We start from the raw sequence: 12,205 nt of genomic DNA on the forward strand, positions 1-12,205 counted from the left end.
AGTCACCAGATTCCGGGAACGACGAAGGCGAGCCAGACCAGCGGCGGCGCTGCCGCGACCATGATCCCGCCGTACACCATGAGCTGCTTGAAGAACTTGTCGCGGTCGACGTCCTGCGCACCGGCCAGCACCAACGCGCCGTTGGTGGAGAACGGGCTCACGTCGACCACGGTCGCCGACACCGCGAGCGCCGCGATCAGCCCGACCGCGCTGACCTCGCCCTGCAGCAGGAACGGCACGGCGAGCGGGATGAGCGCGCCCATGATGCCGACCGACGAGGCGAACGCGGACACGATCGCGCCGATGTAGCAGATCAGCAGCGCGGCGAGCAGCGGAGCGCCGACGCCCGCGACCGAGTCGCCCGCCCACTTGATCGTGCCCATCGTCTGCAGCACGGCGACGTAGGTGAGGATGCCGCAGATCAGCAGCACGGTCGGCCACGTGATCTGGGTGATCGCCTGCTTGGACGTCTCCGGCCACACCACGCTGAGCAGCACCGCCACCGTGATCGCGGCGAGGCCGACGTCGAGGTCGAACACCAGGGCGGCCACGACGAGGGCGGCGAGGCCCGCGAGGGTGGCGATGCGGGGCGCGGTCAGCGTCACGCGCTCATCGGCCTCGTCGGTCTCGCCTCCGGTGCCCGTGCCGCTCCCACCTCCGGCGTGCGTGCCGCTGCCACCGGCGCGAGCGAGCGCGGGTGCGTCCAACGGCTGCCGGGCGAGCTTCATGCCCCCACACACCACGAACACCACGACGGAGATCGCCAGGTTCATCACGAGGCTCGCCAGGAACAGCACGATCTCGTTGCCCGGCAGGCCTTCCTTGGCCACGATGCCGTTGACGATCGTGCCGTAGATGCTGATGGGGGAGAACCCGCCGGCCTGCGCGCCGTGCACGACCATCACGCCCATCAGCAGCGGGCTGATCCGGTACTTCGCCGCGAACCCCATGGCGATCGGCGCGACGATGGCCACCGCCGCCGGGCTCACCGCGCCGATCGCCGTGAGCACACCGGTGATCGCGAACATCACCCAGGGCATCAGCGCGATCCGCCCGCCCACCAGCCGGATCGCCATGTGCACCAGCCAGTCCGTGGTGCCGTTGGCCCGCGCGATGGCGAACAGGAACGTCACGCCGACCAGCACGACGAACAGCGAGCCGGGGAAGCCCTTGAAGATGTCGTCGGTCTTCATGTCCGCGACCAGCGTGCCGACCCCGAAGGCGGCGGCGAACGCGAGCGCACCCATGTTGATCGACCTGGTCGTGGCGATGACGAACACCACGACCAGCACGAGTATCGAGATCAGTTCGGCGGACATGCGGGGCTCCCGTCGTTGGGCGATCCCAGAGGACAGTGGCTAAGTGGCTCAGCCACTTTCCGCCTCGGGCACCGCGGGTGTCAAGAGGTGGCCTAGTGGCTGAGCCACTTCAGCCGATATCCTGGACCGATGTCAGAGGCACTGCGGCCGATGGTGAAGTCCCGCCTGTACGAGCAGGTGCTCGAACGCCTGCGCGCGTACGTGGCCGAAGCGGGTCTGAAAGCGGGCGACAAGCTGCCGGCCGAACGCGAGCTCGCCGCGAGCCTCGGCGTGAGCCGCGCGTCGGTGAAGCAGGCGATCGTGGTGCTGGAGGTCCAGGGTCTCGTCGAGGCACGCCACGGCGGCGGCACGTACCTGGTCCGCGACACCCTCGACGTCGAGCCGGTCGAGCAGCTCGTCGAACGCCGCAAGCGCCTGCCGGAGGTGCTGGAGGCCCGCGAGGCGCTGGAGACGAAGCTCGCCGAGCTCGCCGCCGAACGCCGCACCGACGCCGAGCTGGAGGACATCCGCCAGGCGCTCGACTTCATGCGCGACGAGATCGACGGCGGCGGCTTCGGCGTGGAGGGCGACCGCCGCTTCCACGCCGCCGTCACCGCCGCCGCGCACAGCTCGCTGCTCGCCGACTTCATGAAGACGATCGCCGGGCAGATCACCGAGAGCCGCACCGAGTCGCTGCGCCAGCCGGGCCGTCCGTCCCGTTCGCTGGCGCAGCACACGGCGATCTACGAGGCCATCGCCGCGGGCGATGCGAAGAAGGCGGCGGCCGCCATGCGCAAACACGTCCGCACGGTCGCCAAGGTGCGCCTCCTGACCTGGGTGCCCGAGGACTGACTCAGCGCAGGTTGATCACCACCTGCCTGCCGGCCCGGATCACGCGGCTGGACCCGTCGGCGTTGTGCACGACCACGGTCCAGTCGCGCTTCTTGGCGTTGTGCAGCACCAACGTGTTGCGGTGCTGGGTGATCCGCGTTCGGCCGTCGTCCTCGTACAACGTGAACTCGCCCGTGGCCCCGGCGGTCACGTGCACCGTCAGCGCGTCGGCCGGGTTCTGCACGTCGTTGCTGACGTTGTTGGTGCGCTCGACCAGCATTCCGCCCGCGCGCAGGAACACCGGCATGGTGTCCCAGCCCGCGCTGACGGTCGCCCACGTGTTGCCCTGGTACACGCGGCCGGTGAAGTAGTCGGTCCACTGCCCAGGCGGGAACCACACCCGCGTCTCGCCGACCTCACCGGGCGTGGTGATCGGCGCGACCAGCACGTCCGGTCCGAGCAGGAACTGACTGTCCACAGTGGAGTAGGCCTCCTGGCTGCCGGGGTGGTCGATGTACGCCGGGCGCACGACCGGAACTCCCGTGCGGTTGGCCTGCTCCGCCAACGTGTAGAGGTACGGCACGAGACGCTCGCGCAGGTTGAGGAACTTCGTCGCCGACGCCTGCGCGGCCGGTCCGTACTGCCACGGCAACCTGTCGCTGTGGTTGCTGTGCAACCGCATGATCGGCTGGAACGCGCCGAGCTGCACCCACCGCGCGTACAGGTCGTCGGGCAGCTTGGTGGTGTACCGCACCTGACCGTTGTCGAGGTACGTCTCCGACCCGCGCAATCCGGTGGTGTCGTTGTGCCCGCCGATGTCGTGGCTGATCGCCGACATCCCGGTCGACACCGCCTCGGCCGAGGTGTAGCCGATGGTTCCCTTCATCGCACCCCACGTCGACGAGGTGTCGCCGGTGAAGTGCAGGGTCGTGCGCTTCTCCGCCCACGGGCCCGTCGGCAACGGCCCGGAGCCGCTGTACCCGCCGGCCTGCAACGACCCGAACCCGCGCGAGAACGCGAACCCGCCCAGCTTCGCGTACTGCTCGTTGATCCACGAGTCCGGCGTGACCCCGCGCAATGACGACCCCGAGCCGTCACAACACCAGTCGAGCCACCAGAAATCGGTCGGCATCGCCCGGTGCAGCTCGACGTACGCCCGCAGCTGGTCCGGGTCGCCCCAGTCGAACACGTAGCAGTCCGCGCACTGGCCCCTGGCGAGCTTGCCCTTCGCGATGGCCTGGGCCTTGGGGAAGTCCGGGTCGGTGCCCTGGATGCTCGGGTGGATGTTGAGCGTGCTGTGCAGCCCCTCGCCGTGCACCCAGTCAAGGAACCCTTGCGGGTCCGGGAACTTGGCCGTGTCGTACTGCCAGCCGTTCCACGTGTTGCGCGCCTTGAAGTCGGTGTCGACCACCAGCACGTCCAGCGGCACGCCGTGTTGCCGGAACGCGGGCACGATCCGCTCGCGGAAGTCGGCGGCGGTCCGGTCGATGTACTCGGAGTACCAGACGCCGTAGGCCCAGCGCGGCAACAACTTCGGCCCGCCGGTCAGCCGCGCGAGGTCGCCCAGCGCGGTCTTGTAGTCCTGCCCGTACCCGAACACGTACCCGTCCTGATACGGCTGTGCCCCGCGATCCGGCCGCGGTGTGCCGTTGGCGTAGGCGGAATTCGTGTCGTCCAACAGGTACCAGCCGTCGCGGTACAGCAGGCCGGGGTAGAGCCTGGGGTCCCCGTTGGTGCCGGTGTAGCCGTCCAGCGAGCGCCGATAACCGCCGAGCGCCAGGTGCTGCTGGGTCGCGTTGATCCCGATCGTGTCGAGGTTGACGTGACAGCCGGTGTCCGGGCACGTGACGGTGAGGCCGGAAGTGCCTGCGGGCAACGGGATCCGCGCGGTCGCGGTGGCCCACGTGCTCCAGTTCGCCGTCGTCGGCAGCGTGACCGGTTGCCCGTTGATCAGCACGGTGCGTGGCTCGTGCTTGCCGTCGCCGCCGACACCGTTGGCGTAGCGGAGATTCACCGGGTACGTGCCCGCCGCGGGAACGCTGCTCACCCGGTGGCTGAGCCTCGTCCCGCCGACCAGTTCGGCGACGAACCCGGTTCCCGCGTGGCCGGCGTGCTCGTCCGCGATCTTGGCCGCACCGGTGAGGGCACCGTGCTCGGCCTCGCAGGTGGTGCCGAACCGGCAGTCGTCGATCGCCCGGTCCTGGGTACCGGGATACGGCTGGCCAGGCGCGAGGATCGCGATGCTGTCAACGTTGACATTGCCCGAGTCGGCCGCGGTCTTGGTCAGCGAGACGCGGTGTTCACCCGCGGACAGCTCGACCTCGGTCTCGGCCAGCCTCCAGTCACGCCAGTCCGCGGTGGCGGGCAGCGTGATCTGCCGCTGCCGGCCGTCGACACCGAGGCTGAGCGTGCGGTTCTCGTGCTTGCCGTCGCCGCCCCGTCCGTTCGCGTACCTCACGACGACCCGGTGCTTGCCCGTCGCGCTGACGGTCGCGGTGATCCCGTTGCCGGTGTACGAGAACCCGGCGACGAAGCCCGCGCCGGTGTGCCCGGGGTGCTCGGCCGCCACGAGCAGCCCTTCCCGGTGCTGGTCCTCCGCCTCGCAGAGCTGACCGGCCGCACAGACCACCCGCCGCCACGGGGACGCGGTCGTGCCGCCGGTCCTCAGTTCGAGGTTGTCCGCGCGGAAGGGCCCGGAATCCACGCGATAACGCAAGGTCAGCGCCGAGGTGGTGATGATCAGCCAGCCGTCCTCGACCCGCGTCCGGTAGGGCGTGCGGGCGAAGCCCGTGCGATTTACAACGTTGTAACTGGCCGCGTTCTCAAAGCGCTGGTCACCCGCGTACTCACTCCGCACGAGGGTGGGGGAGAGGATCTGGAACCTGGCCTGCCCGGACACGACCGTGCCGGTCGGCTGGGCTGTCGCTGGTGCCGGAGTCAGGAGACCCAGCAGAGCCAGCAGGGGGACGACTGTCGCGCGTTTCCGCATCCGTGCTCCTCGTCTGACGCCGTCGGCTTCCGAGGTGTTCAGGTACCTGAACGTCCCTCACCTTGGCGTGACGGGGTGGAGCGATCAAGAGGCCGTTTGCCGTACACCGCCCCGAGACCGCCTTCCGCGCAGTTCCGCACGAATTGGGTGGCGATTCGAATTGCGGTCCGCCATTCGGCTGAAGCGCTGCGAGTGCCAGCGGAGGAACGCTTCGAATCTGGGTAATGTACTCCGTTCTCGAAGCATTGCGGTGATGCCGTCGATCGCTGTCATACTTCGATCACCGACCTCGAACGGGGAGGCCGCGCATGCCGCTGGCGGAGCAGAGTGCTGAGAGCGGCGCTTTATGGCCCTTGGTCGAAGTCCTGCGGCGGATTCCCTGTCTGATGAACCGCAGCGGCCGCAACCTCGTCATGCGGATGGTGTGCGAGGAACTCGGTGAGCAGCTGCCGTTCGAGGAACACGACCACGCCACCGGTCACCTGTACAGCCTGGCCGAGGTCTGCCGGACGCATCCGGACGGATTACCCGCGCTGGTGCTCGTGCTGGAGCGGATTGAGCAGCGTTCCCGGCAAATGGTCGCCCTGCGGGAGACCGTGCGTGCGATGACCGCCCCCAAGCTGTGGGCGAGCGAGGAAAGCGCGCGGCTTTTCCAGCTTCTCGAAGGGGCGGTGTTGCCGGACATCACCGAGATCTACCACGCCGTCGTGGGACTCGCGGCACCGAGACTGTCCGCGCAAGCGACTCACGTCGAAGTTCTGCGCGCATTGGAATCGCTGAATGCCGATGCGAATGGAATACCGAAACCACTCGTCTTCGTCGAACACCTCGCGATGAGAGTGCGGCCCGAACTGGCGACGGAACTCAGGCGGTGGTCGGACAGGCAGGCGGCGCACATGGGGCTGTCGGCGGAACTCGTGGCCGTCCGGCGTGCGGCGGCGGAGTCCGATCACCAGGCGGAGCGGCCGCCGCGGTCGCTCGCCTACCTGGTGCTGCAGGTCCAGCGCGAGGGCCCGTCGGGTGACCGGTACCGGCTGTCGCACTGGCGGCAGCTCGGCCAGTCCACCGGGTGGGCGCCCGTGCGCGGGGCCGACGTCGTGGGTGAGCTCGAGCTGGTGAAGGACAGGGTCGCCGCGCTGATCGAGCAGATCGAGGTGGACTGGGGGCAGTACCGGCCGAACATCCGCATCGAGTTCGTGCTGCCGGGGGAGTTCATCAATCTCGACGTCGACCAGTGGCCGTGGGAGACGGACTCGCTCATTCCCGAACCGATCGGCTGTCGTTACCCGGTGGTCGTGCGCAGCCTCGAACGGATGGCGAGGCGGAAGTGGTACCGGCTGTGGCACGAACGGTGGGAGCAGTTGCTGTTGCAGCTGCGCAAGACCGGTGCGGTGCACCGGGAATCCGCGTGGTGGGGCAAACAGGACACCGAACAGGGCCTGCGGGAACTCACTTCGGCCCTCGCCCGCACGACGACACTGGTGTCGCTGGTGCTCAGCGCGCCACCCCGAGTGGAGATGGTCGGGCGTGACGAGGTGGCCGCGGGACTGCGCGCGGGCGTGCCGCTCATCCTGTGGCATCGCGAGAATTGTGGCGACGCCGAGTTCAAGGCGGTCGTGGAGAGCCTTCTGCACGGCGACGACGATCCGCACGACCTCTTGGAACGGGTTCGCCTGGCGCGGGTCACCGCGTTCGAACGAGGCGCGGTCTCCGGCCACGTGGGCGAGAAGCTGACGATTCTCCTCGACGATCCGGTGCGAGTCGTGGTGCCGAGCGATCCGGCACCACCAGAAAGGATGTCGGTGGCGTGAACGCGAATACCGGTTCGTCGATGTCACCCGGTGCGGGATGGCACGTCTACCAGGGCACCGGTCAGGCACCGGCCACGCCGCTCGCGGGCCTGCCGGAACCTCCGCCGTGGCGGCGGTTCAGCGGTGTCGGTCAGGTGTTCCGCCCGACCGATGACGGGGGAGAGGGCGACCGCCGGATCGGCCTGCCTCGCGCCACCGGGCGCAAGCCGCACGACCGCGAGGTCCTGATGGTCAACGCCGCGATCTACCTGCGCCGCCCGCTGCTGGTGACGGGCAGCCCTGGGACCGGCAAGTCGTCGCTGGCGTACCTCGTGTCCAGGGAGCTCGGCCTGGGACCGGTGCTGCGCTGGCCCGTCACCAGTCGCACGGTGCTCAAGGACGGCCTCTACCTCTACGACGCGATCGGGCGGGTGCAGGCGGCGGCGGAGCGTTCCGGGACGACGCCCGCCGAGTCCGACCTCGGCGACTACATCCACCTGGGACCGCTCGGCACCGCGTTGCTGCCCTTCGAGCTGCCGCGGGTGCTGCTGATCGACGAGCTCGACAAGGGCGACATCGACCTGCCCAACGACCTGCTCAACGTGTTCGAGGAGGGCGAGTACCACATCCCGGAGCTCGTCCGGTTCGCCGCCAGGCAGCCGGACGTGCGCGTGCTGACCGCCGACCGCGGTGGTTCCGCTGTCGTGAAGGACGGCATCGTGCGCTGCCGCGAGTTCCCGATCGTCATCATCACGAGCAACGGCGAGCGCGAGTTCCCGCCGGCGTTCCTGCGGCGGTGTCTGAAACTGCACGTGCGGCCACCGGACTTCGACCAGCTCGGCGGCATGGTCGCGGCACACTTCGGCGAGGCGGAGGGCATCGACCTGGCGCGGCTGATCGCGGACTTCCTGGAGCACAGCACCCAGCGCGGCGGCCTCGCGTCCGACCAGCTCCTCAACGCGGTGCACCTCGCGACCCAGCTGGCCACCTCCGGTGCCCACCAGCTCGACGGCGACTGGAACGACCTGCTCAACGCGATCTGGCATCCCCTGACGGCGGACCTGAATGAATGAACCCCGCCGGGACGACAGGCTCTCCACCGCGGACCTGACGTGTCAGGAACTGCGAGACGCCCTGTGGCTCAGCGGAAAGCTCCTGCCACACCAGGGGGAACGGGGACCGGACCGGCCGGACGCGCCCGCGCCGTCGCATGACGTCTCACGGGAGGAGCCGCGGGCCGAGAACGCGGACGCGGACACCGACCTGCCGCAGGGCGAACCCGAGGACCCGACGGCAGGGCCGCGGCTCAGCCGGTCCGAGCTCGCCTCCGCCGCGGGCACCGACACCTTCCCCGTCGCCTGGCCCGCCGTTCCCGCGTTGCCGGGAGCACGGGAGATCGCCCGCGCCCTGCGCCCGTTCATGCGCACGACGCCGTCGTTGTGGCGCACCGTGCTCGACGAGGAGGGCACGGCTGTCCGCGCCGCACAGGAGAAGCTGTGGCTGCCGGAGTGGCAACCGGCGCCGTGGCGGCGGTTCGACGTGGCACTGGTGACCGACACCGGGCCGTCGATGGACATCTGGCGCCGCACGGCCAGGGAGTTCCTCGCCCTGCTGCGGCGGCAGGGCGCGTTCCGCGACGTCCGCCACTACCAGCTCGACTGCTCGTCGGACGACCTGCTGCTGAAGGTCGGCGGGGACGCGGGCGAGGCGTGGCCCTGGCACCACCTCGTGGATCCCTCCGGCAGGCGGGTGGTGCTGATGCTGACCGACGCCATCGGTGCGGCCTGGCACAACGGTGCGGTTCCCGCGATGCTGGCTCGCTGGGGACGCACGATGCCGGTGGCGATCGTCCAGGTGCTCGAACACCGGTTGTGGCACTGGAGCGCTCTCACGACCCGCCGCGTGCGGATGTCGGCGGGCAGAGCCGGAGTGGCGAACCGGCACCTGAAGGTCAGGGCCGTGCTGCCCGACTCGGACATCGGCGCCCACGAGCGGACGACGTCGGTGCCCGTCCCGGTGCTCGCCCTGTCCGCGGACTGGATGGCCGGCTGGGCGCGGCTGCTCAACTCCGAGGACGGCGGATGGATCGAGACGACGGCGACGCTCGTGTCCCCGTCGGTCACCGACACCGCGCCGCACCCACCGCACGAGCGCACCCTCACACCTCGTGATCGGGTGTCGCGGTTCCGCACGGTCGCCTCGGTGGAGGCGTTCGAGCTCGCCGGACTGCTCGCCGCGACCCCGTTGTCCCCGCCGCTGATGTCGCTCGTGCAACGGGTTCTGCTGCCGGGCTCCACCCTGACGACGCTCGCCGAGGTGATGCTCGGTGGCCTGCTCAAGCAGCTGCCCGCCGACGACACCCCCGCGGACGGCACCAGGATCGCCTACGAGTTCCACGACGGAGTCCGCGACGAACTGCTCGGCACCGCGCGCCGGGCGGACACCGTCCGGGTCGCCAGGGTGCTCAGCGAGCACGCGGCCGACACGCACACGACGTTGCGCGACCTGCGCGCCGCGCTCACCGCCCCCGACGAGACTCCCGTTCCCGAGTACACCGACGACGACCTGCCCTACCTGAAGGTGCAGGAAAGCGTCCTCCGAGCGCTGTCCGGACCGTTCGCGCGGCGGGCGCGGAGACTCGCGGCCGCGCGAACAGAACTGGAGTCCTCCGCCGACCAAGCCGCTCGTGCGGGGAACGTCCCGTCCGCACTCGACGAACTCACGACTGGAGAAGCTGCCGTGACCGCCCAAGAACCGTTGGGCCAGCGCCGCGAGACCACCGGCCAGCCACAGGTGTGGGGACCGATCCCGTTGCGAAACCCGGACTTCGTCGGTCGCGGAGCGCTCCTGGAGCAGTTGCGCCGGCGCCTGCTCGAACCCGGAGCGACGGCAGTGCTGCCGGAAGCCCTGCACGGCATGGGTGGCGTCGGCAAGTCCCAGACCGTGATCGAGTACATCTACCAGCACGCCTCGGAGTACGACGTCGTGTGGTGGATCTCCGCGGAGCACCCGGCGCAGATCACGGCGAGCCTCGCGGAACTGGCGAAGAGGCTCGGCGTGCCGGGGTCCTCGGCGGACACGGTGATTCCCGCGGTGCTGGAGGCGTTGCGCAAGGGGGAACCGTTCTCCCGCTGGATCCTCGTGTTCGACAACGCCGACCGCCCCGAGACGGTCCGGCAGTTCTTCCCGTCCGGCGTCGGGCACGTCGTCGTGACGTCGCGCAACTCCGACTGGGCCGGCGTCGCGCGACCGGTCGAGGTGGACCTCTTCACCCGTGCGGAGAGCATCGAACTGTTGCGGCGCAGGGATCCGGGCTTCCCGCACGCCGACGCCGACCGGCTCGCGGAGGCGCTCGGCGACCTGCCGCTCGCGATCGAGCAGGCGGCCGCGTGGCGCGCGCAGACCGGCATGCAGGTCGACGAGTACCTGGAGCTGCTGGAGCAGGGCCGCACGGAACTGCTGGACGCCGGTACGTCGAGCGACTACCAGCTTCCGGTCGCGGCGGCGTGGAACGTGCCGTTGAACCGGCTGAGGAACGAGCACCTGGCAGCGTTGCAGCTGTTGCAGGTCTGCGCGTTCTTCGGACCGGAGCCGATCTCCCGACGCTGGTTCAGCGGCGTGCGCGGCGTCCCCGTGCCCGACGCGCTCGCGAACGCCCTGGAAGACCCGATCAAGCTCAACCGGGCCGTGCGGGAGATCAGCAGGTACAGCCTCGCGAAGATCGATCACCGGAACAACACCCTGCAGCTGCACCGGCTGGTGCAGGCGGTGCTCAAGAACCGGCTCGACCGCGAAGAGCAGGACCACCTGCGCCACGCGGTCCACATGTTGCTGGTCAACGGCGATCCCGGCGACCCGGACGACGCGACGAACTGGTCGAGGTACGCCGAGCTGCTGCCGCACGCGACGGTGGCGCGGGCGGTGGAGTGCAGCGACCGCTGGGTGCGCCTGCTGATGATCAACCTGGCCCGCTACCTGCTCGCCAGCGGCGACTACGGCGCCGCGCTGGACCACTCCGAGTACGCGGTGCAGGTGTGGCAGCGCAAGCTCGGCCAGAGCAACCTCGACACGGTCGAGATGACGCGGCACTACGCGGTCGCCCTGCGCAGGCTCGGCAAGATCGACCAGGCCATGCGCCTCAACGAGCGGAACCTGGAGGCGCTGCGCGAGGCCGTGGGCGAGGACCACGAGACCGTGCTCAGCATGCTCGACACCGTCGCGGCCGACCGGCGCGCGCAGGGCAAGTTCGCGGAGGAGCTCGCGCTGCAGCAGACCGTCTACGACAGGTCGCGCGAGATTCTCGGCGAGAACGACCCTGCCACCCTCTACTACGCGAGCAACCTCGCGAGCTGCTACCGGCTGATGGGCGACTTCTTCCGCGCGAAGGACCTCGACGAGGAAACCTACCGGCGCAGGGTCGACGTGCTGGGCAGCGACCACCTCATGACCTACCGGTCCATGAACGCGCTCGCGATGGACCTGCGGGAGTGCGGCGACTACCACGGTGCCGGCAACCTGCAGCAGGAGACGTTGCGGCGCCAGCGGGAGCTGTTCGGCGCGGACCACCCGTACACGATCGGCGCGACCAGGAACATGGCGGTGACCCTGCGCAAGCTCGGCGACCACGCGGGAGCGCTGGAGCTGTCGAAGGAGTGCGTTGCCACCTACCGCAGCCGGCACGGCGACCGGCACCTCGACACCGTGACGTCGCTGACGAGCCTGTCCGTGGATCTGCGGCACATCGGCGACCTGGAGGCGGCGCACGAGGTGGCGCAGACGGCCTACGACCTGTTCCGCGAGATCCGCGGGCCCCAGCACCCGTACACGCTCATCGCGGCGACGAACCTGGCCTCGGTCCACCGGTTGCTGGGAGACGTCGAGCGAGCGCGCGAGCTCGACGAGCTGGCGGTGAACGGACTGCGCGCCACGTTCTCCAGCGACCACCCGTTCGCCCTGGTGGCCGCCACCAACCTCGCCAGCGACCTCGCGGCGCTCGGCGACCTCGCCGGGGCCAGGGCGCTCGACGAGGAGCTGGTGGAGCGGTCGTCGAGGGTGCTCGGCGCCGACCACCCGTCGACCCTGGCCGTGTCGCTGAACCTCGCGATGGATCTGCAGCAGGCGGGGGAGGCCGACGAGCCGGACATCCTCTACGCGCGCACGGTGGCCGGGTTCCGCAGGGTCCTGGGCGTCAACCACCCGGCGACGGTGCTCGCGGGGCAGTTCGTCAGGGCGACCTGTGACACCGACACCATGGAGCTGTGAAGCTCAGGCCCGCCCCAGCCAGGCCGCAGGGTCCT

Annotated in this window: 6 protein-coding genes; 4 read left to right on the forward strand and 2 right to left on the reverse strand. The window is 69.8% G+C overall.

The genetic code is table 11. The features are described 5' to 3' along the window. Positions 1–2: 2 nt before the first annotated feature. The gene (locus tag IEZ09_RS24555; protein WP_189256097.1) at positions 3–1,319 is read right to left on the reverse strand and encodes an SLC13 family permease; all 1,317 of its coding nucleotides are present in this window, start codon (positions 1,317–1,319) and stop codon (positions 3–5) included. 129 nt (positions 1,320–1,448) lie between these two features. On the opposite strand from IEZ09_RS24555, the gene IEZ09_RS24560 reads away from it, so the two are divergent. Continuing rightward, complete coding sequence (locus tag IEZ09_RS24560; RefSeq protein ID WP_189256098.1) at positions 1,449–2,150, forward strand: FadR/GntR family transcriptional regulator; 702 nt, start codon at positions 1,449–1,451, stop codon at positions 2,148–2,150. Between the two features lies 1 nt (position 2,151). Here the strand turns inward: IEZ09_RS24560 and IEZ09_RS24565 are convergent, their stop codons facing one another. Then, a complete protein-coding gene (locus IEZ09_RS24565) occupies positions 2,152–5,118 on the reverse strand; it encodes a TIM-barrel domain-containing protein (RefSeq protein WP_189256099.1) in 2,967 nt (988 codons plus the stop codon). A 308-nt stretch (positions 5,119–5,426) separates the two neighbouring features. Here IEZ09_RS24565 and IEZ09_RS24570 point away from each other — a divergent pair, with 308 nt between their 5' ends. From IEZ09_RS24570 to fxsT, 3 genes are read left to right on the forward strand one after another with little or no spacing between them, the layout of a single operon-like run. Continuing rightward, positions 5,427–6,929 (forward strand): VMAP-C domain-containing protein, encoded by a 1,503-nt coding sequence (locus IEZ09_RS24570; protein WP_189256100.1) that lies wholly within the window; start codon positions 5,427–5,429, stop codon positions 6,927–6,929. After that, positions 6,926–7,981 carry an AAA family ATPase gene (locus IEZ09_RS24575; RefSeq protein WP_229812908.1) on the forward strand — a complete coding sequence of 352 codons (1,056 nt, stop codon included), beginning with the start codon at positions 6,926–6,928 and terminating at the stop codon, positions 7,979–7,981. Before IEZ09_RS24570 ends, IEZ09_RS24575 begins: the two co-directional genes overlap by 4 nt. Next, positions 7,974–12,170 (forward strand): FxSxx-COOH system tetratricopeptide repeat protein, encoded by a 4,197-nt coding sequence (gene fxsT / locus IEZ09_RS24580; protein ID WP_189256101.1) that lies wholly within the window; start codon positions 7,974–7,976, stop codon positions 12,168–12,170. The genes IEZ09_RS24575 and fxsT overlap by 8 nt, the downstream gene beginning before the upstream one ends. Positions 12,171–12,205 lie beyond the last annotated feature (35 nt).

The sequence above is a fragment of the Lentzea flava genome, from assembly GCF_014648475.1.
In the GTDB taxonomy this organism is placed as follows: domain Bacteria; phylum Actinomycetota; class Actinomycetes; order Mycobacteriales; family Pseudonocardiaceae; genus Lentzea; species Lentzea flava.

What these genes read in the sequence shown, in the direction of transcription:
- IEZ09_RS24565 (WP_189256099.1), bottom strand. Translation starts at nt 5,118, where the DNA reads ATGCGGAAACGCGCGACAGTCGTCCCCCTGCTGGCTCTGCTGGGTCTC.
- fxsT (WP_189256101.1), top strand. Translation starts at nt 7,974, where the DNA reads ATGAATGAACCCCGCCGGGACGACAGGCTCTCCACCGCGGACCTGACG.
- IEZ09_RS24555 (WP_189256097.1), bottom strand. Translation starts at nt 1,319, where the DNA reads ATGTCCGCCGAACTGATCTCGATACTCGTGCTGGTCGTGGTGTTCGTC.
- IEZ09_RS24570 (WP_189256100.1), top strand. Translation starts at nt 5,427, where the DNA reads ATGCCGCTGGCGGAGCAGAGTGCTGAGAGCGGCGCTTTATGGCCCTTG.
- IEZ09_RS24560 (WP_189256098.1), top strand. Translation starts at nt 1,449, where the DNA reads ATGTCAGAGGCACTGCGGCCGATGGTGAAGTCCCGCCTGTACGAGCAG.